This window comes from Streptomyces sp. NPDC037054 (assembly GCF_055606745.1).
Genome location: NZ_JBVJSJ010000008.1, coordinates 322,340 through 347,331, shown reverse-complemented (window position 1 = coordinate 347,331; position 24,992 = coordinate 322,340). Strand labels below are relative to the sequence as shown.

The window sequence follows — 24,992 nt, the reverse complement described above, 5'->3', positions numbered from 1 at the left end:
GAGTCTCGTCGGCACGCGCCCGTCAACTCCGTGAATCGCAATTCGACCGCCTCGATGCGGTCAGCCACGGCAAAGGAGAGTACGCGCCACACGGCGCGCTCTGCGTTGGCGCCGGGCAAATAGGATCAAACGATCTGCCACCATACGCACCCCGACCCCCTGAAAGCAAACCGGCCCCTTCCGCGGAGCCGATCCGTCCGGTCGCCGGGTGCGCCTCCTACGCCGGCACCCCCGCCTCCGGAGCCGGTTCCCGGTGGCTCAACTGCGGCCCCGGCGGCTCGTGCGCCGACGACGACGGCTCCGCCACCGTCGGCTCGGGCGCCGGTGACGACGGCGGCTCCTTCGGCGGCGTGGGCTGAGGTTCGGCCGTCCCCGTCGGGGCGGGCTCGTCCGGCGGCGGAGTGGGCCGCGCGGGCCCGCCCGGACCGCCGGGCGCGGGCGCGGATCCGCTCGGCCCCACGGAGGGGGACTCCCCGGGGGACGCCTCGTCACCCGGCCGGCGCTTCCCCTTCCCGTCGCCCTTGCCCTTGCCGCGCTTGTCCTTGCCGCGCCCGTCCGCGCCGTCGCCCGCCGACCCGTGACCGACGCCGCCGCCCGGCACCGCCGCCCCGCCGTCCGGCGCCGCGCCGCCCTCGTGCTCGGTGGAGTGCGACGGCCTGGCGTGCCCGTCCGCGTCGCCGCCCACGCTCATGCAGCCGGCGGCAGCGGCGACGGCGAGGGCCGCTGCGGCCACACGGACGGGTACGTACAAGGGACGCACGGGAAGCCACCTCCGGGGGACGGGTGAGGAGTCGACGTGCCCAACTCCCGTCACCCGCAAGAGGACACGCGCCGCGCGAGGCGAACAGCCGACCGTGCCCCGGCTCTCCGCCGCCGCGCGGGGCGCGGGCGCGGACGACGGGTGGCTGAACGGGGCGCTCCGCAGCGCGCCGGACCACCGCATCCGCCGCATCCGCCGCAGCGCCCGCGTGCCGGTCGTGCCCGCCGCGCCGGTCGACTGCCCGCCGTGCCCGCCGGCCGCCCGTCGCGCCCGTCGGCTGCCCGTCGACCGAACCCGCCTCGCCAGTTCGGCGGACCCGTCCGGCCAATCCGCCGCACCCGTCCGGCCAATCCGCCGCACCCGTCCGGCCAATCCGCCGAACTCGCCGCACCCGTCCAGCCAGCCCGGCGAAGCGGCCGGTTCGCGGCCTGTCGGCCCGTCAGCCCGCCCGCGGGCCCGTCGATCCCGCCCCCGGACACCGGGCCCGGACACCGGGGCCCCGAACCTCTGATCCCGGGCACCAGACCCCGGACTCCAGGCCCCGGACGCCAAACCCCGGACTCCAGGCCCCGGGCATCGGACACCAAACGCCGGCCCCCTCAGCCGTACCCCAGCGCGTGCAGCCGCTCGTCGTCGATGCCGAAGTGGTGCGCGATCTCGTGCACCACCGTCACCTCGGTCTCCTCGACGACCTCCTCCCGCGACTGGCACAGCCGCAGCGTCGGTCCCCGGTAGATCGTGATGCGGTCCGGCAGCACGCCCGCGTACCACTCGCCGCGCTCGGTCAGCGGAGTCCCCTCGTACAGCCCGAGCAGCTCCGGATCGTCGGACGGCGGCTCGTCCTCCACGAACACCGCGACGTTGTCCATCAAACGGGTCAACTCCGGCGGAATCCGGTCGAGCGCCTCCGCGACCAGCTCCTCGAACTCCTCACGCGTCATCTCCAGCACACCGCCCATTGTCGGCCACGTCACGCCCGGGCGAGAGCCGTGGGCGCCCCGCATATCCCTCGCGCTACTTGGGCATACGGGACCAATGGCCCGCGTCCCCGTCGCCGTCCGGAACCTTCTGCACCGACTCCCCAGGGCCCCGCGCGCCCTCGCCCGCCGCTATCGCGCCCGCCAGGCCCCCGCGACGATCGAACTCGTCCGCCAGCCCCACCCGTGGGGCCGCGCACTCGGCATGCTCGCCGTCGTCCTCCTCGGCGCCTGGCTCGGCCTGCTGGTCGTCGGCAACGTCCGCACCCCCGTGGGCCCCATGGACACGACGATGACCCTGCGCCCCTCCCTCACCGGCGGCACGAAGATCAACGTGTCCCCGCTGGGCGCCCTGCAACTCGACAGCCACACCGCGCCCGTCCGCCTGGACGTCAACGTCGACCAGCTCGACCCGGTCCGCTCCCAGGCCCTCGTCGACCGCCCCGAGCGCATCTCCGGACTGCAGGACGAGGTCACCCGTGACATAGCGCACGGCACCCTCGACCTGGCCGTCCGCTCCTGCGTCGCCGTCGTCACCGGCGCCACCGCCCTCGGACTCGCCGTCTACCGCCGCCCGCGCCGCGCCCTCGCCGCCGGCGGCCTCGCCCTCACCCTGCTGGCCGCCTCGGGCGGATCCGCGTACGCCACCTGGAACCCCGACTCGGTCCTGGAGCCGAAGTTCTCCGGCCTGCTGTCCTCCGCGCCGTCCCTGGTCGGCGACGCGCGCAGCATCGTCACCGAGTTCGACGTCTACCAGCGGGAACTCGCCCGCCTGGTGACGAACGTGACCAAGCTCTACGACGTCACGTCCACGCTCCCCGCCTACCGGCCCGACCCCACCACGATCCGGGTGCTGCATGTGTCGGACATCCACCTCAACCCGGCCAGCTGGAAGATCATCGCCTCGCTCGTGGAGCAGTACCAGGTCGACGTGATCGTCGACTCCGGCGACACCATGGACCACGGCACGGCCGCCGAGAACGGCTTCCTCGACCCGATCGAGGACCTGGGCGCCCCCTACGTGTGGGTGCGCGGCAACCACGACTCGATGGTCACCCAGCGGTACCTGAAGGGCCTGAAGAACGTGCACGTCCTCGACGACGGCCGCGCCAGGACCGTCGCCGGACTGCGCTTCGCCGGCATCGGCGACCCCCAGTTCACGCCCGACCGCTCGACCAGGCCCGGCAGCGGCCCCGTGCAGGAGATCGCCGGCGCCCGCCTCGCCTCCGCGCTGCGCGACCTGCGGGCCGCGGGCAAACCGGCGGACATCGCCGTCGCCCACGAGCCCGAGGCCGCCCGCGAGGTGGACGGGCAGGTGCCGCTGGTGCTGGCCGGGCACATCCACCACCAGGAGATGGAGGTCATGAAGTTCGGCACCCGGCTGCGCATCGAGGGCTCCACGGGCGGCAGCGGGCTGCGCGCCGTCGAGGGCAAGTACCCGGACCCGGTGCAGGCCTCGATCCTCTACTTCGACCGGGACTCCCGACGCCTCCAGGCCTGGGACGAGATCCGGCTCGGCGGCCTCGGCGAGTCGACGGCGGAGGTCAGCCGGCACCTCCCGGAGGAGAACCAGCCGGGGGCCACGCCGTCGCCCGGCACGCCCTCCCCCGGCACGGCGACAGACCCGGCGAAAGACCAGGGAACGGACCCGGCGACGGACCCGCCCACGAGCCCCGCGACGAAGAGCCCGTAAACCGTTTTGGCGATAGGTCCCGCCATCCCATATGCTTCTCACGTCCCCGACGCGCTGCGAAGCGCCCAGGCGGGCCGATAGCCCTCATCGTCTAGCGGCCTAGGACGCCGCCCTTTCAAGGCGGTAGCACGGGTTCGAATCCCGTTGGGGGCACGCAGTACGGTGTGCGACACTGTCGTACGCGAAGCTTGGTCCTGTGGAGCAGTTTGGAGTGCTCGCCACCCTGTCAAGGTGGAGGCCGCGGGTTCAAATCCCGTCAGGACCGCTGAGGTTTCACGTGAAACCTCGTGGCTGGGTAGCTCAGTTGGTACGAGCGTCCGCCTGAAAAGCGGAAGGTCGCCGGTTCGACCCCGGCCCCAGCCACCATCAGCCCCCGTCGAGATCTCGGCGGGGGTTTTGGCATGCCGAGAAAAGCGTTCGCCACGTTTTTCGCCCGGATGAGATCCTGGAATCCGTATGTCTACCGACCCCGCCCCCGCCCTCGGCGCCCTCGCCTCCCGTCTGACCGAGCTGTCGCTGCGTGACGCGCATCGGCTCGGGCGCAGGCTGGAGGGCGCGCGCAAGATCCGTAAGCCGGAGGCCCGGGCCGCTGTTCTCGCCGAGATCGAGGCCGAGGTCGACAAGGCCGGGCAGCGCCTCGCCGAGCGGCGCGCCCGGGTGCCGGAGATCCGCTATCCCGAGCAGCTTCCGGTCAGCCAGAAGAAGGACGTGATCGCGGAGGCCATTCGTGATCACCAGGTCGTGATCGTGGCTGGTGAGACCGGGTCCGGCAAGACCACGCAGATCCCGAAGATCTGCCTGGAGCTGGGACGCGGCGTGCGCGGCATGATCGGGCACACCCAGCCGCGCCGGATCGCCGCGCGCGCAGTGGCCGAGCGGGTGGCGGAGGAGCTGGACACCCCGCTGGGGGAGGCCGTCGGCTGGAAGGTGCGATTCACCGACCAGGTGAACCCGGAGGGCACCTTCGTCAAGCTGATGACGGACGGCATCCTGCTCGCCGAGATCCAGACCGACCGCGAGCTGCGCGCCTACGACACGATCATCATCGACGAGGCGCACGAGCGGTCCCTCAACATCGACTTCCTGCTCGGGTACCTCGCGCAGCTGCTGCCGAAGCGGCCGGATCTGAAGGTCGTCATCACGTCGGCGACCATCGATCCGGAGCGGTTCTCGCGCCATTTCGGCGATGCCCCGATCATCGAGGTCAGCGGCCGGACGTACCCGGTGGAGGTGCGCTACCGGCCGCTGCTCGAAGAGGACTCCGACGACGCCGACCGCGACCAGATCACCGCGATCACGGATGCCGTCGAGGAGCTCATGGCCGAGGGGCCGGGCGACATCCTCGTGTTCCTCTCCGGTGAGCGGGAGATCCGTGACACGGCGGACGCGCTCACCAAGAAGAACTACCGCTTCACCGAGGTGCTCCCGCTGTACGCGCGGCTCTCGCACGCCGAGCAGCACCGCGTGTTCCAGCAGCACTCGGGGCGCAGGATCGTGCTCGCCACGAACGTCGCGGAGACGTCGCTGACGGTGCCGGGCATCAAGTACGTCATCGACCCCGGTTTCGCCCGCATCTCCCGCTACAGCCACCGCACGAAGGTGCAGCGGCTGCCGATCGAGGCGATCTCGCAGGCCAGCGCCAACCAGCGCAAGGGCCGCTGCGGCCGTACGTCGGACGGCATCTGCATCCGGCTCTACAGCGAGGACGACTTCCTGTCCCGCCCGGAGTTCACGGACGCCGAAATCCTGCGGACGAACCTGGCGTCCGTCATCCTGCAGATGACCGCGGCCGGCCTCGGTGACATCGAGAAGTTCCCGTTCATCGACCCGCCGGACCACCGCAACATCCGTGACGGCGTCCAGCTGCTCCAGGAGCTGAACGCCCTCGACCCCTCCCAGAAGGACCCGCGCAAGCGGCTCACGGACACCGGTCGCAAGCTGGCCCAGCTGCCGGTCGACCCGCGGCTGGCGCGCATGGTGCTGGAGGCCGACAAGAACGGCTGCGTCCGCGAGGTCATGGTCATCGCGGCGGCGCTGTCCATCCAGGACCCGCGTGAGCGCCCCGCCGACAAGCAGACGCAGGCCGACCAGCAGCACGCCCGCTTCAAGGACGAGACGAGCGACTTCCTCGCCTACCTGAACCTGTGGCGCTACGTCCGTGAGCAGCAGAAGGAGCGCGGTTCGTCGTCCTTCCGCCGCATGTGCAAGCAGGAGTACCTGAACTTCCTGCGCATCCGTGAGTGGCAGGACATCTACACGCAGCTGCGTACGGTCGCGAAGCAGATGGGCATCCACCCCAACGAGGACGACGCCCCGGCGGACCGCATCCACGTCTCCCTCCTCGCGGGTCTGCTGTCCCACATCGGGATGAAGGACGTGAAGGAGTCCAAGGAGTCGAAGGACGCCAGGGACTCCGGCGGACGGCGCGAGCGCAACGAGTACGTGGGCGCCCGCAACGCGAAGTTCGCGATCTTCCCGGGGTCGGCGCTGTTCAAGAAGCCGCCGCGTTTCGTGATGAGCGCCGAGCTCGTCGAGACGTCCCGCCTGTGGGCGCGCGTCAACGCGAAGATCGAACCGGAGTGGGTCGAGCCCCTCGCGCAGCACCTGCTGAAGCGGACGTACAGCGAGCCGCACTGGGAGAAGGACCAGGCCGCGGTGATGGCCTACGAGAAGGTCACGCTGTACGGCGTGCCGATCGTGGCGCAGCGGAAGGTGAACTACGGGCGGATCGACGCCGAGGTCAGCCGCGAGCTGTTCATCCGGCACGCGCTGGTCGAGGGCGACTGGCGCACGCACCACAAGTTCTTCTCCGACAACCGCAAACTCCTCACCGAGGTCGAGGAGTTGGAGCACCGTGCGCGGCGCCGGGACATCCTGGTGGACGACGAGACGCTGTTCGACTTCTACGACCAGCGGCTGCCGGACCACGTGGTGTCGGGGGCGCACTTCGACTCATGGTGGAAGCACAAGCGCCAGGAGCAGCCGGACTTCCTCGACTTCGAGCGCGAGATGCTCATCAACGAGCGTGCGGGCGCGGTCAGCAAGGACGACTATCCCGACTCGTGGCGGCAGGGCCGGCTGAAGTTCCGGGTGACCTACCAGTTCGAGCCGGGTGCGGACGCGGACGGCGTGACGGTGCACATCCCGCTCCAGGTGCTGAACCAGGTCACGGACGAGGGCTTCGACTGGCAGATCCCGGGTCTGCGGGAGGAGCTGGTCACCGAGCTGATCCGCTCGCTGCCGAAGCCGATCCGCCGCAACTACGTGCCGGCGCCGAACTTCGCGAAGCGCTTCCTGGACGCGGCCGTCCCGCTCCAGGAGCCGCTGACCACGACGATGGCGCGTGAGCTGAAGCGGATGGTCGGAGTGCCGTTCACCGCCGAGGACTTCGACTGGGACAAGGTGCCGGACCACCTCCGGATCACGTTCCGGATCGTGGACGAGCGGCGGCGGACGCTGGCCGAGGACAAGGACCTGGAGGCGCTGCGCCTGAAGCTGCGGCCGAAGGCCCGCAAGGCCATCTCGCAGGCGGCGGCCGCGACCGCCGAGCGGCAGGGCGGCGAGTCCCTGGAGCGCACGGGCCTGACGGACTGGACGATCGGTTCGCTCAGCCGTGTCTTCGAGACGCGTCGCGCGGGGCAGCCGGTCAAGGCGTTCCCGGCGCTGGTCGACGACGGCGACACCGTCTCGGTGCGGCTGTTCGACACGGAGGCCGAGCAGGCGCAGGCGATGTGGCGGGGCACGCGGCGGCTGATCCTGCGCAACATCCCGGTCAATCCCGCGAAGTTCGCGTCCGAGAAGCTCAGCAACCAGCAGAAGCTGGGCCTGTCGGCGAATCCGCACGGCTCCATCCAGGCCCTCTTCGACGACTGCGCGACGGCGGCGGCGGACAAGCTGATCGCCGACTTCGGCGGTCCGGCGTGGGACGAGGAGTCGTACCGGAAGCTGTACGACAAGGTCCGCGCGGAGATCGTCGACACGACGGTCCGTACGGTGGGCCAGGTGCAGCAGGTGCTGGCGGCGTGGCAGTCCTGTGAGCGCCGCCTGAAGGCCGTGCGGAGCCCCGCGCTGCTGCCGAACCTCCAGGACGTCCGCAAGCAGCTGGACGGCCTCGTGGCGCCGGGCTTCGTGACGCGGGCGGGGCTGCGGCGCCTGCCGGACCTGATGCGGTACCTGGTGGCGGCGGACCGGCGCCTGCAGCAGATGCCGACGAACGTGCAGCGGGACACGACGCGCATGGCCAAGGTGCACGAGATGCAGGACGAGTACGCGTGGCTGCTGGAGCAGCTGCCGCAGGGCCGTCCGGTGCCGGCGCCGGTGCTGGACATCCGCTGGATGATCGAGGAGCTCCGGGTCAGCTATTTCGCGCACGCGCTGGGCACGGCGTACCCGGTGTCGGACAAGCGGATCGTGAAGGCGATCGACGCGGCTGTCCCGTAACCGCCCCTGTACGGTGGGTGAGTTCGACCAGAGGGCTCACCCTCCTGTACAGTCCTTCTCGCAGCGCAACGCACGAATGGCGCTGCGAAACCTGGTCCTGTGGAGCAGTTTGGAGTGCTCGCCACCCTGTCAAGGTGGAGGCCGCGGGTTCAAATCCCGTCAGGACCGCATGAGAAAGAACCCGGGTCGATGCGACCCGGGTTCTTTCGCGTACCCCGCGCCGTCTTGACGGTCCGTCGGTGACTCGGTACCCCAAGAGGCAGGGCCCTCTCCGTGGCCCCCTCGGAGGTGGCGTATGGCGGCATCGGCCAGGCACGAGACGCGAGCCCTGCTCCGCGCGCATTTGTCGGCCGCATCGTCCTACCGCCATGTGACCCGCCACTGCCCCATCTGCCACCGCCTCCTGAGACTGGCGATGGATGCGGCCCCGCCGGCCGTACAGGCCCCGCAGCAGCCCTTGCCGGAGGGCGGGAGCGCGTCGCCCGCGTGAGAGCCGCCGGCGTCAACACCCGCCCCGCCGTGGGGCGGTGGAACCATGGCCGGAACCCGCCGTTCCAATAGCGCACACCGCCAGCGGCAACAAGCGACTCCACCTGTGACGGGTGTCACTTCATGATTTTTCTGGGGTGCCAAACTTACCCCTCACCGACAACAGGTCAATTTAATATGTGCAATTGCACTCTCTCCGGAGGGTCTCGCAGGGGGTTTCCGACACGTCCCCCCGGACTCCGACAGCACCGCGCACGGACCGCCAGTCGGCGCGCCGGGGGAGGCATAAAAAACCGCGCTGGACCCGGCGGAGTCCAGCGCGATCGACGACGCGTCCTGCTGCTTGCCCGGAGGGCTCCGGGCGACTCGGACATGGGGCCTGTTGGGGCAGTCCCCGCATCGTGTGGAGCGGTCGTTCCGGGCGCTGCGGCAGGTTTGAGGGCGTGCCGTTTTGCCCGGTTATGCAGTTGTTCAGGCCTCGCTGCGCTGCTGCGGGATGCCCGCGAGCAGAGCGCGGACCTCGGCCTCGCGGTAGCGGCGATGCCCGCCGAGCGTGCGGATCGACGTGAGCTTGCCGGCCTTCGCCCAGCGCGTGACCGTCTTCGGGTCGACGCGGAACATGGTGGCGACCTCAGCCGGGGTCAGCAGCGGCTCGGCATCAGGGGTGCGAGCGGTCATGAGCGGCCTCCTCGGGAGAACCGAACCTTCTCGGTTCTTTCCTCTAAATTCTGCACCTTGACCCGCGTTGCCCGAAATGGCGGACGCGAGTCGAGTCGGTTATAGGACGAACGGCTTGTCCTCGGCACTACAACTACACCATCTGTCCAGCCGCGTCGGCCAAACCGATGGAATTGCCCCTCCAGGTGTTCATCAGCGACGGAAGCCGATGGACCATGCCATAGCGGACAGTCACGCCACTGTGACGATCAGTCACAGGACGATCAGGAGGCACCAGACCCCCCAAGGTCGTGCAATGCTGAGATTTCGCCCACTCCACAACAGAGTTGGACGAACAGAGTCCTCCCCGGACTCCTTGTCCTATTTTGGCATGAGGAGGGGTAAGGGGCGCAAGGGCCGCGTACGTGCGGTCCGTCACGCTTGACACGGTTGACGGATACGCCCGGATCGGGACCTACGTCCCTCGTGAAGCCCGTACTGACGGCCCCTCAGGGAGCACTTCGGCGCAGACAGGATGCGCACCTCAGTGCGAAGACAAAACCCCAAAACGGGCGTCCCGTCAAACGTCAGTTCGCCGGACCGGGTCAGGCGTCAGTTCGCCGACCGGAGGTCCCGCACGGAGCGCCACCGCTCCACGAGCCGCCCGTACGCCTCGCCCGCCGCTTCCCCGTCGCCGCGCCGCAGGGCGTCCATGCCCTCGGCCACGTCCGCCGCCGAGTGGTCGTCCTCCAGCTCGCCCGCCGGCAGGGCGTGCACCAGCCCGCCGTAGTCCAGCTCCACGAAGGAGCGCGGGTGGAACTCCTCCAGCCAGCGCCCGACGTCCACGAGGCCGTCGATGAGCGGCCCCTCCTCGATCGCGTCCTTGAGGGCGCGCAGCCCGCGCGCGACCCGGCGCCTGGCCTGCACCATGGGCGTGCGGTAGCGCAGCACGGGAGCGCTCTCACCGGACGCGCCGGGCACGCCCGAGCCCTTGTCGTACTCGCGCTCGTCGTCCGCGACCAGCACGAACCAGTTGATCGGCACCTGCCAGGTCGCCGTACGGATCCAGGGCCGCGCGTCGGGGTTGCGGGCCAGCCAGCGCTCGTAGTCCTGGGCGGTCTGGCGCCGCAGGACCGGCGGCAGCACCGCGTCGAGGACCGGTGGCGGCAGTTCCTCGGCGATCTCCGACAGCGCCTGCCAGCCGCGCAGGCGGGTGCGCCAGGGGCAGACGCAGACGACCCCGTCGACCTGGAGGACGAACGCGTCCCCGCTCTCGTGCACCGGCACCGGGACCGGCGGGGTGGGCACCAAGTCGGCCAGGGAGCGGCGCAGTTCGTCCTGGTACGACGGGCGGTCGGTGCGACGCGCGTAGCGCGCCCAGTGGGTGCGCTCCGGCTCCGGGAAGGCGGCCAGGGGTTCGTACACGCGGAGGTACGCCGCGTACGGGACGGTCACCGAGGACACCTTGGGCACGCCTGCTCCCTCCCCCGCCCGTCGATGGGAAAAACTGCAGATTCCCCTCACGATCTCGCAAGAAAACCATGCAAATCGTCGCACGGCGGTACCCCACTCGGACGTGATCCTGAGCACTGTGGGACCCGCGGGCGCACCAGGCTTTAATCTCATGCTCACAGCGCCCGCCACCCGTACGGGAGCTTTCCCGCCCGCCGCTATTTACTCAGGAGTCACCACAGTGACCGATGTAACCGACGGCGTCCTGCACACCCTGTTCCACTCGGACCAGGGGGGACATGAGCAGGTCGTGCTCTGCCAGGACCGCGCCAGCGGCCTCAAGGCCGTCATCGCCATCCACTCCACCGCACTGGGCCCCGCCCTCGGCGGTACGCGCTTCTACCCCTACGCGACCGAGGAGGAGGCCGTCGCCGACGCCCTGAACCTCGCGCGTGGCATGTCGTACAAGAACGCCATGGCCGGTCTCGACCACGGCGGCGGCAAGGCCGTGATCATCGGCGACCCGGAGCAGATCAAGACCGAGGAGCTGCTCCTCGCGTACGGCCGCTGCGTCGCCTCCCTCGGTGGCCGCTACGTCACCGCCTGCGACGTCGGCACGTACGTCGCCGACATGGACGTCGTGGCCCGCGAGTGCCGCTGGACCACCGGCCGCTCCCCCGAGAACGGCGGCGCCGGCGACTCCTCCGTGCTCACCGCGTTCGGCGTCTACCAGGGCATGCGGGCCTCCGCCCAGCACCTGTGGGGCGACCCCTCGCTGCGCGGCCGCAAGGTCGGCATCGCCGGCGTCGGCAAGGTCGGCCACCACCTCGTGGAGCACCTGCGGGAGGAGGGTGCCGAGGTCGTCGTCACGGACGTGCGCGAGGACGCCGTCCGGCGGATCCTCGACCGGCACCCCGAGGGCGTGACGTCGGTCGCCGACACCGAGGCGCTCATCCGGGTGGAGGGCCTGGACATCTACGCCCCCTGCGCGCTGGGCGGCGCCCTGAACGACGACACGGTGCCGGTGCTGACCGCCAAGGTGGTGTGCGGCGCGGCCAACAACCAGCTGGCCCACCCGGGCGTCGAGAAGGACCTCGCCGACCGCGGGATCCTCTACGCGCCGGACTACGTGGTGAACGCCGGCGGTGTCATCCAGGTGGCCGACGAGTTGCACGGCTTCGACTTCGAGCGGTGCAAGGCCAAGGCGGCGAAGATCTACGACACCACGCTGGCCATATTCGCACGTGCGAAGACGGACGGGATTCCGCCGGCCGCGGCGGCCGACCGGATCGCCGAGCAGCGCATGGCGGAGGCCCGCGCGGCACGCTGATCGCGGCACGCGTTCCGGGCCGGCCCGGGGTTTGACCGGTACCCGCCGGGGGGCGGTTGGAGAGAACTCTCACTTCTCCCGGCGGGTCGACCGCCGATAAGTGGTTAAAATCGCGGTTGACCAGCGAGGACAGGGCGCCTCGAAGGTCCTGGGCGCGGCCACGTCCTGCGGGCGACGTACCGTATGGGCGCGGGCTCAGGTACCGTGGAAGCCCTACGGACCGGCCTCTCCACGGAGAGTCCGTTCCGGATCATGAACGCGTGTCAAGACTCTGGGGCCGTCGAGCCCCGTCGTTGAGGGGGTCGAGCCATGGGGCGCGGCCGGGCCAAGGCCAAGCAGACGAAGGTCGCCCGCCAGCTGAAGTACAACAGCGGTGGGACTGATCTCGCACGCCTGGCCGAGGAGCTGGGCGCATCGACTGCGAACGCGTCGCCGAACGGCGGCGAACGGTTCGAGGACGATGAGCAAGACGACGACCTGTACGCAAAGTACGCCGACCTCTACGAGGACGACGACGAGGACGAGGACGGCCAGTCCCCGCAGCAACGTCGCGGCGCTTGACCTTGCACTGAGCATCAACCCGGTCGGTGACTTCGGTCACCGACCGGGTTCTGTGCTGCCCGCACGTCTCCCGCGCGGGCGGCACCGCACCGCTCAGTTCGCGTAGTCACCGATCATCGCGGCGCCCGTCTCGTGGTCGCCGCGCTCGGTGATCTCGCCGGCCACCCAGGCGTCCACGCCGCGGTCGGCCAGGGTCGCGAGGGCCACGTCCGCGGACTCCTCGGGCACGATCGCGATCATGCCGACGCCCATGTTGAGCGTCTTCTCCAGCTCCAGGCGCTCGACGGAGCCGGTGCGGCCCACGAGGTCGAAGACCGGCGCCGGGGCCCACGTGGAGCGGTCCACGACCGCGTGCAGGGCGTCCGGGATCACGCGGGCCAGGTTGGCCGCGAGGCCGCCGCCGGTGACGTGGCTGAAGGCGTGCACGTCGGTGGTGCGCATCAGGGCCAGGCAGTCCAGCGAGTAGATCTTCGTCGGCTCCAGCAGTTCCTCGCCCAGGGTGCGGCCGAGGTCGGCCACGTGGGTGTCGAGGGCCATGCCGCCCTGGTCGAGCAGGACGTGCCGGACGAGCGAGTACCCGTTCGAGTGAAGGCCGGAGGACGCCATGGCGATCACCGCGTCACCCGTGCGGATACGGTCCGCGCCCAGCAGCCGGTCGGCCTCCACGACGCCCGTACCGGCGCCGGCGACGTCGAAGTCGTCCGGGCCCAGCAGGCCGGGGTGCTCGGCCGTCTCGCCGCCCACCAGGGCGCAGCCGGCGAGCACACAGCCCTCGGCGATGCCCTTGACGACGGCGGCGACACGCTCGGGGTGCACCTTGCCGACGCAGATGTAGTCGGTCATGAACAGCGGCTCGGCGCCGCACACCACGATGTCGTCCATGACCATGGCGACCAGGTCGTGGCCGATGGTGTCGTAGACGCCCATCCGGCGGGCGACGTCCACCTTGGTGCCGACGCCGTCGGTGGCGGAGGCGAGCAGCGGGCGGTCGTAGTTCTTCAGCGCGGAGGCGTCGAAGAGGCCGGCGAAACCGCCGAGGCCGCCGAGGACCTCGGGGCGCTGCGTCTTCTTCACCCACTCCTTCATGAGCTCGACGGCGCGGTCGCCCGCCTCGATGTCGACGCCCGCGGCTGCGTAGCTGGCACCAGTTGTCTCAGACATGGCTAAGGAGAACCTTCGTGTCGTACAGCAGGTATTGCGGGCGGACTACGGACGGCGGATCGCGTCGACCGCGGCCGGGGCGGCCGGGCCGGCGGCCAGCTCGGTCTCCAGGAGCTGCTTGCCGAGCAGCTCGGGGTCCGGGAGCTCCATCGGGTACTCGCCGTCGAAGCAGGCGCGGCACAGGTTCGGCTTGGCGATGGTGGTCGCCTCGATCATGCCGTCGATGGAGATGTACGCCAGGGAGTCGGCGCCGAGCGAGGTGCCGATCTCCTCGATGGTCATGCCGTTGGCGATGAGCTCGGCGCGGGTGGCGAAGTCGATGCCGAAGAAGCAGGGCCACTTCACGGGCGGCGAGGAGATCCGGATGTGGACCTCGGCGGCGCCCGCCTCGCGCAGCATGCGGACCAGGGCCCGCTGGGTGTTGCCGCGGACGATGGAGTCGTCGACGACGACCAGACGCTTGCCCTTGATGACTTCCTTGAGCGGGTTCAGCTTCAGCCGGATGCCCAGCTGGCGAATGGTCTGTGAAGGCTGGATGAAGGTCCGGCCCACGTACGCGTTCTTGACCAGGCCGGCGCCGAACGGGATGCCGGAGGCCTCCGCGTAGCCGATGGCGGCGGGGGTGCCGGACTCCGGGGTCGGTATGACCAGGTCCGCCTCGACGGGTGCCTCCTTGGCGAGGCGGCGGCCCATCTCGACGCGGGACAGGTACACGTTCCGGCCGGCGATGTCGGTGTCCGGGCGGGCCAGGTACACGTACTCGAAGACACAGCCCTTGGGCTTCGCTTCCGCGAATCGCGAGGTGCGCAGGCCGTTCTCGTCGATGGCGACGAACTCGCCCGGCTCGATCTCGCGGACGTAGGCGGCGCCGCAGATGTCGAGGGCGGCGGACTCGGAGGCGACGACCCAGCCGCGCTCGAGGCGGCCGAGGACCAGCGGGCGGATGCCCTGCGGGTCGCGGGCCGCGTACAGGGTGTGCTCGTCCATGAAGACGAGGCTGAAGGCGCCGCGCACCTCGGGGAGGACCTTGGCGGCCGCCTCCTCGATGGTCAGCGGCTTGCCGTCGGCGTCGACCTGGCCGGCGAGCAGCGCCGTGACGAGGTCGGTGTCGTTGGTGGCCGCGACCCGGGTGGAGCGGCCGGAGTGGTCCTTGGGCAGGTCGGCGACCATCTCGGCGAGCTGCGCCGTGTTGACCAGGTTGCCGTTGTGGCCGAGCGCGATCGATCCGTGCGCGGTGGCGCGGAAGGTCGGCTGGGCGTTCTCCCACACGGAGGCACCGGTGGTCGAGTAGCGGGCGTGTCCGACCGCGATGTGTCCCTGGAGCGATCCGAGGGAGGTCTCGTCGAAGACCTGGGAAACCAGGCCCATGTCCTTGAAGACGAGGATCTGGGAGCCGTTGCTGACCGCGATTCCCGCGGACTCCTGGCCCCGATGCTGGAGGGCGTAGAGCCCGAAGTACGTGAGCTTGGCGACCTCTTCGCCCGGCGCCCAGACACCGAAGACGCCGCAAGCGTCCTGGGGGCCTTTCTCGCCGGGGAGAAGGTCGTGGTTGAGTCGTCCGTCACCACGTGGCACGCCACCGAGTGTAGGCGAGATCGACCACTGGTCCGAATTGGGGATGTGTCCTCAGTTGTGGATCACTGGTCGGCGACGGCCCGCACTCCGGGACCGTTGTCGCTGGTCAGCGTGAGGGTGCGGTGGTCGATCTCGTAGCGCAGCGGACCCTTCAGCGCCGTCAGCAGCGCCCTCTCGGTGTCCATGAGTGAGTCTTCGCACATCATCCGGGTGGTGGTGGGGGCGCTGACGGTGATAGTGCCGTCGCGGACGGTGGCCTCGGCGCTGACGCGGTTGCAGCCGAGCCGCCCGGAGACGGTGCCCTTCTTCGCGTCGAACGTCAGGTGGGCCTCGCCGGCGGCGCCGGGTCCGGTGATCTTCCACTTCGTGCCGTGCAGCGGGGCGTCCGCGGACTTGGTGAGGCGGACGGTGTCGCCCTTGCCGTTGGTCAGGGTGAGGCGGTCGCCGTTCCGGTCGGTGCCCAGCTCGGTGCCGGTGAGGGCGCCGGCGAGGGCCCGCTCGAAGTCCATGGGCTTCTTGTCGCAGGCCATCTCGGTCGCCGTGGCGTCGCCGAGGCGGACCTTGTCGCCGTCGACGGCGGCCTTCGCGCTGAAGGTGTTGCAGCCGTAACTGCCCTCCGCGCGGCCGTCGTCGCCGATCGTGACGTGCGCGTCGGCCGGGGCGCGCTGCGTGGTGCCGTCGACGGTGACGCTGTCGACGCGCCAGACCACTCCGGTCAGGGGTTTCTCGGAACCGACCGATCCGCTGCCCGCCTTCTCGGTGCCGCACGCGGCCACGAGCGGGACGAGCACGACGGCTGCCGTCAGGGTGATGCGCTGCTTGTGCCTGTCCATGCCGCTTCGACGGGCGTCCGGTGTGATCGGTTCCGCGGGGCGTCCGCAGCCTTCTCAGCCCATGAGCGGGAGCAGTCCCGAGAGGTCGGCGCGCTCGCCGCTCGCGCTGACGCGGGCGGCGGCGACCGCGTCGGCCCACGCGAGCCGTCCGGTGGCGAGCCGGATCCAGGTCAGCGGGTCGGTCTCGACGACGTTCGACGGGGTGCCGCGGGTGTGCCGGGGCCCCTCGACGCACTGCACCACGGCGTACGGCGGCACGCGGACCTCCGTGGAACCGCCGGGCGCCTTCGCGGCGAGGGCGTCGGCCAGCAGCCGGGTGCAGGCGGCGAGGGCCTGGCGGTCGTACGGGATGTCGAGGCCGGGCACGGCCGCGTTGAGGTCGTCGGTGTGGACGACGAGTTCGACGGTGCGGGTGACGAGGTGGTCCGCGAGCGTCATGGCGCCGGTGCGGGTGGCGAGCAGGCGGGTGCCGGGGGCGTCGGCCAGCCGTGCGGCGAGGCGTTCGGCGGTGTGGGCGTAGAGGGCGTCGAGGTCGGGGTGGGCGGCGGCCAGTTCGCGGGTGCCGTCGGCGATGTCGGCGGCGCGGGCGGCGGTGGCGAAGGGCCAGTCGAGCAGAGACAGTCCGGCCCTGGCGGGCGGGTCGCGGTCGAGGTTGCGGCTGACGGTCTCCACGGCCATGGTCACGTGCGCCGCCAGCTCCCGTACGGTCCAGTCGCCGAGCCGCGTCGGCAGCGCGAGCTGCTCGGCCGTGAGCCCGCGCACGGCGGACCGTACGTGGCCGAACTGGGCGAGGACGGCGGCCCGGATCTTGACGGCGTCGTAGCTGCGGGGGCGCTTCTTCGGCGGCATGGACGGCAGCCTATGCGGGGCCGGGGACGCGCGAAGGCCCCGCCCGGAGGTTCCTCGGGCGGGGCCTTCGCCGGCGGGCGGCGGTCAGGCCAGGAGGGACGGGATCGTCTCCTCGTGGGCCGTGCGCAGCTCGGCCAGGGGCAGCGTGAACTCGCCCTGGACCTCGACCGTGTCACCGTCCACGACACCGATGCGGGTGACGGGCAGACCCCGGGCCCCGCACATGTCGTTGAAGCGGACCTCCTCCGAGCGCGGCACCGCGACGATCGCGCGGCCGGCCGACTCGGAGAACAGGAACGTGAACGCGTCCAGACCGTCGGGGACGATCAGGCGCGCGCCCTTGCCGCCGAGCAGCGCCGACTCGACCACGGCCTGGATCAGACCGCCGTCGGACAGGTCGTGCGCGGAGTCGATCATGCCGTCGCGGGAGGCGGAGATCAGGATCTCGGCCAGCAGGCGCTCGCGCTCCAGGTCGACCTTGGGCGGCAGGCCGCCGAGGTGGTCGTGCACGACCTGGGACCAGGCCGAGCCGCCGAACTCCTCACGCGTGTCGCCGAGGAGGTAGATCAGCTGGCCCTCCTCCTGGAAGGCGACCGGCGTGCGGCGTGCCACGTCGTCGATGACGCCCAGGACGGCCACGACCGGGGTGGGGTGGATCGCGGCCTCGCCCGTCTGGTTGTAGAGCGAGACGTTGCCGCCGGTCACCGGGGTGCCGAGCTGCTGACAGGCGTCCGCGAGACCGCGCACGGCCTCGGCGAACTGCCACATGACGGCCGGGTCCTCGGGCGAGCCGAAGTTCAGGCAGTCGGAGACGGCGAGCGGCTTGGCGCCCGTGGTGGCGACGTTGCGGTACGCCTCCGCGAGGGCCAGCTGCGCGCCGGTGTACGGGTCGAGCTTGGCGTACCGGCCGTTGCCGTCCGTCGCGAGGGCGACGCCGAGGCCGGTCTCCTCGTCGATGCGGATCATGCCGGAGTCCTCGGGCTGGGCGAGGACGGTGTTGCCCTGCACGAAGTGGTCGTACTGCGAGGTGATCCACTTCTTGGACGCCTGGTTCGGGGAGGCGACCAGCTTCAGGACCTGCTCGCGCAGTTCCTCGGAGGTCCCCGGGCGCGGCAGCTTGTTCGCGTCGTCGGCCTGGAGGGCGTCCTGCCACTCGGGGCGCGCGTACGGGCGCTCGTAGGTGGGGCCCTCGTGGGCGACCGTGCGCGGGTCGACGTCCACGATCTTGCCGCCGTGCCAGAAGATCTCCAGGCGGTCGCCGTCGGTGACCTCACCGATGACGGTGGCGATGACGTCCCACTTGTCGCAGATCTCCAGGAAGCGGTCGACCTTGTCGGGCTCGACGACCGCGCACATGCGCTCCTGCGACTCGCTCATGAGGATTTCCTCGGGCGAGAGCGTCGAGTCGCGCAGGGGTACGTCGTCGAGCGTGACGCGCATGCCGCCGGAGCCGTTGGAGGCCAGCTCGGACGTGGCGCAGGACAGGCCGGCCGCGCCGAGGTCCTGGATGCCGACGACCAGCTTCTCCTTGAAGGCCTCCAGGGTGCACTCGATGAGGAGCTTCTCCTGGAAGGGGTCGCCGACCTGGACGGCGGGGCGCTTCGACGGCTTGGCGTCGTCGAAGGTCTCGGAGGCGAGGATGGAGGCGCCGCCGATGCCGTCGCCGCCGGTGCGGGCGCCGTAGAGGATGACCTTGTTGCCCGCGCCGGACGCCTTCGCGAGGTGGATGTCCTCGTGCCGCATCACGCCGACGCAGCCCGCGTTGACCAGCGGGTTGCCCTGGTAGCAGGCGTCGAAGACGACCTCGCCGCCGATGTTCGGCAGGCCCAGGCAGTTGCCGTAGCCGCCGATGCCGGCGACGACGCCGGGCAGCACGCGCTTGGTGTCGGGGTGGTCGGCGGCGCCGAAGCGCAGCGGGTCGACCACGGCGACCGGGCGGGCGCCCATCGCGATGATGTCGCGCACGATGCCGCCGACGCCGGTCGCGGCGCCCTGGTAGGGCTCCACGTAGGACGGGTGGTTGTGCGACTCGACCTTGAAGGTGACGGCGTAGCCCTGGCCGACGTCGACCACGCCGGCGTTCTCGCCGATGCCGACGAGGAGGGCGTCGTTCTCGGGGGCCTTCTCGCCGAACTGGCGGAGGTGGACCTTGGAGGACTTGTACGAGCAGTGCTCGGACCACATGACCGAGTACATGGCGAGCTCGGCACCGGTGGGCCGGCGGCCGAGGATCTCCACGACCCGCTCGTACTCGTCCTTCTTCAGGCCGAGTTCGGCCCAGGGCAGCTCGACGTCGGGGGTCGCGGCCGCGTGCTCGACCGTGTCCAGAGGCGTCCGGCTCATGCGTTGACCAGCTTCTTGAGGATCGAGGTGAAGAACGGGAGGCCGTCGGTACGACCGGTACCGATCAGCGGCTCCACGGCGTGCTCGGGGTGCGGCATCAGGCCGACGACGTTGCCCGCCTCGTTGCTGATGCCGGCGATGTCGCGGAGCGAGCCGTTGGGGTTGAAGTCCAGGTACCGGAAGGCGACGCGGCCCTCGGCCTCCAGCTTGTCCAGCGTGTACTCGTCGGCGACGTACCGGCCGTCCATGTTCTTCAGCGGGATGTTGATCTCCTGGCCGGCCGCGTAGTCGGTCGTCCAGGCGGTGTCCGCGTTCTCCACCCGCAGCTTCTGGTCGCGGCAGATGAAGTGGAGGTGGTCGTTGCCGAGCATCGCGCCGGGCAGCAGGTGGGCCTCGGTGAGGATCTGGAAGCCGTTGCAGATGCCGAGGACCGGCAGCCCGGCCTTCGCCTGCTCGATGAGGGGTTCCATCACCGGCGAGAAACGGGCGATGGCCCCGGCGCGCAGATAGTCGCCGTAGGAGAAACCACCGCACAGCACCACGGCGTCGACCTGCTTGAGGTCCTTGTCCTTGTGCCAGAGAGCGACGGGTTCGGCGCCGGCGAGACGGATCGCGCGCTGCGTGTCGCGGTCGTCGAGGCTGCCGGGGAAAGTGACGACGCCAATACGAGCGGTCACTTCGCGGCCTCCGCGACTTCCTCCACCTTGACGGTGAAGTCCTCGATCACGGTGTTGGCGAGGAAGGATTCCGCGAGATCGTGGATGCGGGCGAGCGCGGCCTCGTCGACCGGCCCGTCAACTTCCAGTTCGAATCGCTTTCCCTGGCGGACGTCCGAGATCCCTTCGAAACCCAGACGCGGCAGTGCGCGCTGCACCGCCTGGCCCTGGGGGTCGAGGATCTCCGGCTTGAGCATGACGTCGACTACGACGCGTGCCACTGGCACTCCCGGTGTGTGGTGCTGAGCAGGTTCCTTCAGACTACCCGCACAAAATTTCTACGCGAGTAGAGTTGTAGGAATCTACGTGACCGCCGTCACGATCGCGTCTCGGCACGGTGCCTTCATGAAAAGTTACGGGAAAGATCCGTGATCGGGGCGTGTTCCCTATTGCGCGACGGACACGCGGGGCGATTTAGTCGGGCTTCACAATGCAATCGCGGGCACTGTACAAATGAAATGCCATTGGCCGATACTTTGCCCATTAACAGGCGGACAGCCGACATCTCCGTGACGTATCGGCACGTCACACGGACAAGGTGTCGCACGAAGGGACCGATATTCGTGGCGCAGAAGGTCGTGGTCACTCTCTTTGACGACATCGACGGCTCGGAAGCGGCGGAGACGATCGCCTTCGGACTCGACGGCAAGTCGTACGAGATCGACCTGAATGAAGCCAACGCCGAGAAACTGCGTCGGGCCCTCGAGCCCTACGTGGCGGCCGGCCGCAAGCGGTCCAGGTCGGGGCGGACGTACCGGCAGACCGAGGTCGCGCCGGACCCGGCGGCCGTGCGGGCGTGGGCCCAGGCCAACAAGATGGACGTGCCGGCGCGCGGCCGGATCCCGAAGAAGGTGTACGAGGCCTTCGCCGCCGCGCAGTGAGCCCCGGGCCGACGACCGGTCACCCGCCCCTCGCGGCAACCGACTTGCGCAGCACCCCCGCTGATCAGCTAGAGTCTGGAGCACGCCGAGGGGCGAGGCCGAAAGGCCCAGCTCACTCAGGGGCGCGCGGGTGTAGTTCAGTAGTAGAACATCCCCCTTCCAGGGGGAAGGCGCAGTGTGCAATTCCTGTCACCCGCTCTGCATCGCCACCACCACTGTTGTGGATCAGGTAGGCTGGTGCCCGCGCCGATCGGTGAGAGCCGGTCGGAGGCAATGCGGACGTAGCTCAGTTGGTAGAGCGCAACCTTGCCAAGGTTGAGGTCGCGAGTTCGAGCCTCGTCGTCCGCTCGGGAATGAGACCCCGGTCCTGATGGACCGGGGTCTTTTCGTGCAGCTCCCTTTGTCCGGCCGGTTCGCCCGTCGCCGTCTGACATTTGTCATGCCGAGTGATGACACCGCGCACTGCCGCCCCGCTCCCCTTCGCGGAACCCTGAGGGCATGGAAGCGAACGAACACGAACACGTGATTGAGGTCACAGACCTGCGGCGTGTGTACGGGGGCGGGTTCGAGGCGGTGCGCGGCATCAGCTTCTCCGTGCGCCGCGGGGAGGTCTTCGCGCTGCTCGGCACCAACGGCGCGGGCAAGACGTCCACCGTCGAACTGCTCGAAGGGCTCGCCGCCCCGGCCGGCGGGCGGGTGCGGGTCCTCGGCCACGATCCGTACACCGACCGGGCGGCCGTCCGGCCCCGCACCGGCGTGATGCTCCAGGAGGGCGGCTTCCCGTCCGAGCTGACCGTCGCCGAGACCGCGCGGATGTGGGCGGGGTGCGTGAGCGGGGCGCGGCCGGTCCCGGAGGCGCTGGAACTGGTCGGTCTCGGGAACAAGGCCGGCGTCCGGGTGAAGCAGCTGTCCGGCGGTGAGCGGCGGCGCCTCGACCTGGCGCTCGCGCTGCTCGGCCGGCCCGAGGTGCTGTTCCTGGACGAGCCCACGACCGGCCTCGACGCCGAAGGGCGCCGCGACACCTGGGAGTTGGTGAGCGCGCTGCGCGACGGCGGGACGACGGTGCTGCTGACCACGCACTACCTGGAGGAGGCCGAGCAGCTCGCCGACCGCCTCGCGATCCTGCACGAGGGTCGCATCGCCGCGACCGGCACGCCCGCCGAGGTGACGGCCGCACAGCCGTCCCGGATCACCTTCGAACTGCCCGACGGCTACTTCGTCGGCGACCTGCCGCCGCTCGGCGAACTCGGCGTGTGCGATCACGAAACGGACGGGCGTCTGGTGCGGCTGCGCACCCGGGAACTGCAGCGCACGGCCACCGCGCTGCTGGTGTGGGCGGAGCGCGCCGGAGTCGAACTGGGCAGGCTGGACGTGCGGTCCGCGTCCCTTGAGGAGGCCTTCCTCGGGATCGCGCGGGCGGCCTCCGCCACGGACGTACGGGAGTACGCGGCATGAGCGGGATCACGATCGAGAGGGACGGCCGGGACGGACCGGCCGGGCGGGCCGGCGCGGGCGCGGCGGTGACGACGGCGGGCGGACGCATGGCGGCGCTCGCGCGGGCCGAGGTGACGCTGCTGGGACGCAGCCGGGGCACGCTGTTCGCCGCGCTGTTCGTGCCGTTCTTCCTCCCCTTCAGCCTGCGGTCCGCGACCGAGGAGATGGACCTCGCGGAGGCCGGCCTGTCCGTCGGCACGGTCATGCTGCCCGCCGCGATCGGCTTCTCCCTGCTGTTCGCCGTCTACGGGGCGCTCGTCGGCATCTACGTCGCCCGGCGCGAGGAACTCGTCCTCAAGCGGCTGCGCACCGGGGAGCTGCGGGACGCCGAGATCCTCACCGGGGCCGCGCTGCCGGCCGCAGCCGTCGGCCTCGTCCAGTCGCTGCTGCTGGCCGCCGGCTGCGCCGTCCTGCTGGACATGTCCGCGCCGAAGGCGCCCCATCTGGCCGTCACCGGGCTGCTGTTGGGCATCGTGCTGTCGGCCGCGCTGGGCGCGCTCACCGCGAGCTTCACCAGGACCAGCGAGAGCGCGCAGGTCACACCCCTGCCGCTGATGTTCGTCGGCATGCTCGGCTCCGGGATGGCCGTGCCGCTGGAGATGCTGCCCGACCGGGTGGCCGCCGTCTGCGAGGTGCTGCCGCTGACGCCCGTCATCACCCTGATCCGCGCCGGCTGGACCGGCGACCTCTCCGCCTACGAGGCGCTGGGCGCCATCACGACGGCCCTGGCCTGGACGGTCGTCGCGGTGTTTGCTGTACGACGGTGGTTCCGCTGGGAGCCGCGGCGGTGACGTACGACGCGATGTCCGGGGAGGGCTGACCATGCGCGGGCCGGGCAGGTGGTGGCGGGGCAAGAGCACGCCGGCGAAGGTCGAGACGTACACGCGGTGGTCGTTCCACTTCTTCGCGGTGATCGAGGTGGGGCTGTTCGCGCTGCCGATCCTCGAACACGTGCGGATGCCGTACGCGGCCTGGCTGTCGGGCCTGGTGTGCGGGCACGCCCTGCTCTGCGCGGTGACCGGGGCGCGGGCGCTCGACTGGCACCGGGGCCGGCGCGAGCAGCCCCTCCGGCTGATGTGGGCGCTCGCCGTCACCGGCACGGCGCTCGCGGTCGGCACCCTCGTCCTCGCCGATCACGTACCCGGCGGCAAGAACGCCGACGGCGCGGTGATCACGGCGTTCGCGGGTGTGCTGATCTTCGGCGTCGGCGCGATCTCGCTCGGCGTGCGGAGCAGGCGGCGCGTGCTCGGCCTCGTCGGCGGCTGCGGGGTGGGCTCCGCGGGCCTGGTCCTCGTGCTGCACGGCTCCTTCGCCGCCGCGCTGGGCGCCGGGCTCGGGGTGCTCGCGGGCACGTCGTTCTTCGCCTTCACGTCCGTCTTCTCCGTCTGGCTCCTCAACGCCGTCTACGCGCTCGACGAGGCCCGCGAGACCCGGGCCCGCCTCGCGGTGGCCGAGGAACGGCTGCGGTTCGGGCGGGACCTGCACGACGTGATGGGGCGCAACCTCGCCGTGATCGCCCTCAAGAGCGAGCTGGCCGTCCAGCTCGCCCAGCGGGGGCGGCCCGAGGCCGTTCCGCAGATGGTCGAGGTGCAGCGCCTGGCCAGGGAGGCGCAGCGCGAGGTGCGGGAGGTCGTCCGCGGCTACCGCGAGGCCGACCTCGCCGGGGAACTCGCCGGTGCGCGGAGCGTGTTGACCGCCGCCGGCATCGACTGCACGGTCACCGGAACGGTCGACGGCCTGCCCGCGCCCGTCCAGTCGGCCCTGGGCTGGGTCGTCAGGGAGGCGGCGACGAACGTCCTGCGCCACGGGGACGCGCGCCACTGCGAAGTGCGGCTGGAGGTGCGGGAGGGACGCGTGGTGCTGACGGTGGAGAACGACGGGGTGCCGGCCTCGTCCGGACGGGCCGCCGCTTCCGCGCAGACCGCCGCTTCCGCGCACGCCGATGGATCCGGCCTCACCGGCCTCCGCGAACGGCTCGCCCACCTCGACGGAACGCTGCGGGCGGGGCCGACGGGGCGGGGAAGGTTCCGGCTGGTGGCGGAGGTGCCGGATGCCGACGGGGCGCGGGCCACTGGCGACCACGCGGAGGACACACGGGTGACCTCCGGCCGGTTTGTGAGCGAGGTCACTTCATGACGGGGCGGGACGGGAAGCCCGTACGGCTGTTGCTCGCCGACGACGAGCATCTGATCCGGGGAGCGCTCGCGGCGCTGCTGTCGCTGGAGGACGACCTCATGGTCGTGGCGGAGGCCGCGACCGGACCGGAGGCCCTGGCGATGGCGCGGGCGCACGGCCCGGACGTCGCCGTACTGGATCTCCAGATGCCCGGCGCGGACGGTGTGAAGGTCGCCACATCACTGCGGGCGGAACTGCCGGACTGCCAGGTGCTGATCGTGACCAGTCACGGCCGGCCCGGGCATCTGAAGCGGGCGCTCGCGGCGGGCGTGCGCGGGTTCGTCCCGAAGACGGTCAGCGCGCAGCGGCTCGCGGAGATCATCCGCACCGTGCACGCCGGAAACCGTTACGTCGATCCGGAGTTGGCGGCCGACGCGATCGCCGCCGGGGACTCGCCGCTGACCGCGCGGGAGGCGGAGGTGCTGGAGCTCGCCGCCGACGGGGCGCCTGTCGCGGAGATCGCGGAGCGGGCCGCGCTGTCGCAGGGCACCGTGCGGAACTACCTGTCGTCGGCGGCGACGAAGCTCGGGGCGGAGAACCGTCACGCGGCAGTGCGTCTCGCACGGGAGCGAGGTTGGGTATAGTTGCTCTCGCGCCACGGCGCAC

General features: G+C 70.8%; 21 protein-coding genes and 6 tRNA genes. 16 read left to right on the top strand and 11 right to left on the bottom strand.

What is annotated here, in order from left to right; all coding sequences use genetic code 11:
- Positions 1-217: 217 nt before the first annotated feature.
- Both ACZ7D7_RS21640 and ACZ7D7_RS21635 read right to left on the bottom strand, forming a co-directional pair.
- Positions 218-733 carry a hypothetical protein gene (locus ACZ7D7_RS21640; RefSeq protein ID WP_470826195.1) on the bottom strand — a complete coding sequence of 172 codons (516 nt, stop codon included), beginning with the start codon at positions 731-733 and terminating at the stop codon, positions 218-220.
- A 626-nt stretch (positions 734-1,359) separates the two neighbouring features.
- Entirely contained in the window at positions 1,360-1,710 is a 351-nt protein-coding gene (locus ACZ7D7_RS21635; RefSeq protein WP_470826194.1) for a metallopeptidase family protein, read from the bottom strand.
- A gap of 85 nt (positions 1,711-1,795) precedes the next feature.
- Between ACZ7D7_RS21635 and ACZ7D7_RS21630 the strand changes: the two genes are divergently transcribed.
- From ACZ7D7_RS21630 to ACZ7D7_RS21600, 7 genes are all read left to right on the top strand, one after another.
- Entirely contained in the window at positions 1,796-3,430 is a 1,635-nt protein-coding gene (locus tag ACZ7D7_RS21630; protein WP_470826193.1) for a metallophosphoesterase family protein, read from the top strand.
- A gap of 80 nt (positions 3,431-3,510) precedes the next feature.
- Positions 3,511-3,583, top strand: a tRNA-Glu gene (locus tag ACZ7D7_RS21625).
- Positions 3,584-3,620: 37 nt separating this feature from the next.
- A tRNA-Asp gene (locus ACZ7D7_RS21620) sits at positions 3,621-3,695 on the top strand.
- Positions 3,696-3,719: 24 nt separating this feature from the next.
- A tRNA-Phe gene (locus ACZ7D7_RS21615) sits at positions 3,720-3,796 on the top strand.
- A 90-nt stretch (positions 3,797-3,886) separates the two neighbouring features.
- Positions 3,887-7,870 (top strand): ATP-dependent RNA helicase HrpA, encoded by a 3,984-nt coding sequence (gene hrpA, locus ACZ7D7_RS21610; RefSeq protein ID WP_470826192.1) that lies wholly within the window; start codon positions 3,887-3,889, stop codon positions 7,868-7,870.
- Positions 7,871-7,963: 93 nt separating this feature from the next.
- A tRNA-Asp gene (locus ACZ7D7_RS21605) sits at positions 7,964-8,038 on the top strand.
- A gap of 127 nt (positions 8,039-8,165) precedes the next feature.
- Complete coding sequence (locus ACZ7D7_RS21600; RefSeq protein ID WP_470826191.1) at positions 8,166-8,360, top strand: DUF6274 family protein; 195 nt, start codon at positions 8,166-8,168, stop codon at positions 8,358-8,360.
- Positions 8,361-8,830: 470 nt separating this feature from the next.
- Here the strand turns inward: ACZ7D7_RS21600 and bldC are convergent, their stop codons facing one another.
- Together bldC and ACZ7D7_RS21590 are read right to left on the bottom strand one after the other, a co-directional pair.
- Entirely contained in the window at positions 8,831-9,037 is a 207-nt protein-coding gene (gene bldC / locus ACZ7D7_RS21595) for a developmental transcriptional regulator BldC (RefSeq protein WP_003949541.1), read from the bottom strand.
- A gap of 591 nt (positions 9,038-9,628) precedes the next feature.
- On the bottom strand, positions 9,629-10,489 hold the full coding sequence (locus ACZ7D7_RS21590; protein WP_470826190.1) for a DUF8083 family protein: 861 nt from the start codon (positions 10,487-10,489) through the stop codon (positions 9,629-9,631).
- Positions 10,490-10,709: 220 nt separating this feature from the next.
- On the opposite strand from ACZ7D7_RS21590, the gene ACZ7D7_RS21585 reads away from it, so the two are divergent.
- Both ACZ7D7_RS21585 and ACZ7D7_RS21580 read left to right on the top strand, forming a co-directional pair.
- Positions 10,710-11,798, top strand: coding sequence for a Leu/Phe/Val dehydrogenase (locus tag ACZ7D7_RS21585; RefSeq protein WP_470826188.1), 1,089 nt, complete (start codon positions 10,710-10,712; stop codon positions 11,796-11,798).
- Between the two features lie 309 nt (positions 11,799-12,107).
- Positions 12,108-12,359: a DUF3073 domain-containing protein gene (locus tag ACZ7D7_RS21580; RefSeq protein ID WP_279551926.1), complete on the top strand. Its 252-nt coding sequence runs from the start codon at positions 12,108-12,110 to the stop codon at positions 12,357-12,359.
- Between the two features lie 93 nt (positions 12,360-12,452).
- Here the strand turns inward: ACZ7D7_RS21580 and purM are convergent, their stop codons facing one another.
- The 7 genes from purM to purS all read right to left on the bottom strand — a co-directional run bounded on the left by purM (position 12,453) and on the right by purS (position 20,057).
- Positions 12,453-13,520, bottom strand: a complete 1,068-nt coding sequence (purM, locus tag ACZ7D7_RS21575) for a phosphoribosylformylglycinamidine cyclo-ligase (RefSeq protein ID WP_470826187.1) — start codon at positions 13,518-13,520, stop codon at positions 12,453-12,455.
- A gap of 45 nt (positions 13,521-13,565) precedes the next feature.
- The gene (gene purF / locus ACZ7D7_RS21570; protein WP_470826185.1) at positions 13,566-15,095 is read right to left on the bottom strand and encodes an amidophosphoribosyltransferase; all 1,530 of its coding nucleotides are present in this window, start codon (positions 15,093-15,095) and stop codon (positions 13,566-13,568) included.
- A gap of 62 nt (positions 15,096-15,157) precedes the next feature.
- The gene (locus tag ACZ7D7_RS21565; RefSeq protein ID WP_470826184.1) at positions 15,158-15,928 is read right to left on the bottom strand and encodes an META domain-containing protein; all 771 of its coding nucleotides are present in this window, start codon (positions 15,926-15,928) and stop codon (positions 15,158-15,160) included.
- Positions 15,929-15,982: 54 nt separating this feature from the next.
- The gene (locus tag ACZ7D7_RS21560) at positions 15,983-16,777 is read right to left on the bottom strand and encodes a sterol carrier family protein (RefSeq protein ID WP_470826183.1); all 795 of its coding nucleotides are present in this window, start codon (positions 16,775-16,777) and stop codon (positions 15,983-15,985) included.
- An 84-nt stretch (positions 16,778-16,861) separates the two neighbouring features.
- Entirely contained in the window at positions 16,862-19,120 is a 2,259-nt protein-coding gene (gene purL / locus ACZ7D7_RS21555; protein ID WP_470826181.1) for a phosphoribosylformylglycinamidine synthase subunit PurL, read from the bottom strand.
- Positions 19,117-19,797, bottom strand: coding sequence for a phosphoribosylformylglycinamidine synthase subunit PurQ (gene purQ, locus ACZ7D7_RS21550; RefSeq protein WP_470826180.1), 681 nt, complete (start codon positions 19,795-19,797; stop codon positions 19,117-19,119). Before purQ ends, purL begins: the two co-directional genes overlap by 4 nt.
- Entirely contained in the window at positions 19,794-20,057 is a 264-nt protein-coding gene (purS, locus tag ACZ7D7_RS21545) for a phosphoribosylformylglycinamidine synthase subunit PurS (RefSeq protein WP_015659417.1), read from the bottom strand. The genes purQ and purS overlap by 4 nt, the downstream gene beginning before the upstream one ends.
- 342 nt (positions 20,058-20,399) lie before the next feature.
- Between purS and ACZ7D7_RS21540 the strand changes: the two genes are divergently transcribed.
- From ACZ7D7_RS21540 to ACZ7D7_RS21510, 7 genes are all read left to right on the top strand, one after another.
- The gene (locus ACZ7D7_RS21540; protein ID WP_279551916.1) at positions 20,400-20,717 is read left to right on the top strand and encodes a histone-like nucleoid-structuring protein Lsr2; all 318 of its coding nucleotides are present in this window, start codon (positions 20,400-20,402) and stop codon (positions 20,715-20,717) included.
- Positions 20,718-20,843: 126 nt separating this feature from the next.
- Positions 20,844-20,915 (top strand) — tRNA-Gly (locus ACZ7D7_RS21535).
- A gap of 77 nt (positions 20,916-20,992) precedes the next feature.
- Positions 20,993-21,065 (top strand) — tRNA-Gly (locus ACZ7D7_RS21530).
- A gap of 150 nt (positions 21,066-21,215) precedes the next feature.
- A complete protein-coding gene (locus ACZ7D7_RS21525) occupies positions 21,216-22,172 on the top strand; it encodes an ABC transporter ATP-binding protein (protein WP_470826178.1) in 957 nt (318 codons plus the stop codon).
- Between the two features lie 86 nt (positions 22,173-22,258).
- Positions 22,259-23,002 (top strand): ABC transporter permease, encoded by a 744-nt coding sequence (locus ACZ7D7_RS21520; protein ID WP_470826237.1) that lies wholly within the window; start codon positions 22,259-22,261, stop codon positions 23,000-23,002.
- Between the two features lie 31 nt (positions 23,003-23,033).
- Complete coding sequence (locus ACZ7D7_RS21515) at positions 23,034-24,347, top strand: sensor histidine kinase (RefSeq protein ID WP_470826177.1); 1,314 nt, start codon at positions 23,034-23,036, stop codon at positions 24,345-24,347.
- On the top strand, positions 24,344-24,970 hold the full coding sequence (locus ACZ7D7_RS21510) for a response regulator (protein ID WP_470826176.1): 627 nt from the start codon (positions 24,344-24,346) through the stop codon (positions 24,968-24,970). The genes ACZ7D7_RS21515 and ACZ7D7_RS21510 overlap by 4 nt, the downstream gene beginning before the upstream one ends.
- Positions 24,971-24,992 lie beyond the last annotated feature (22 nt).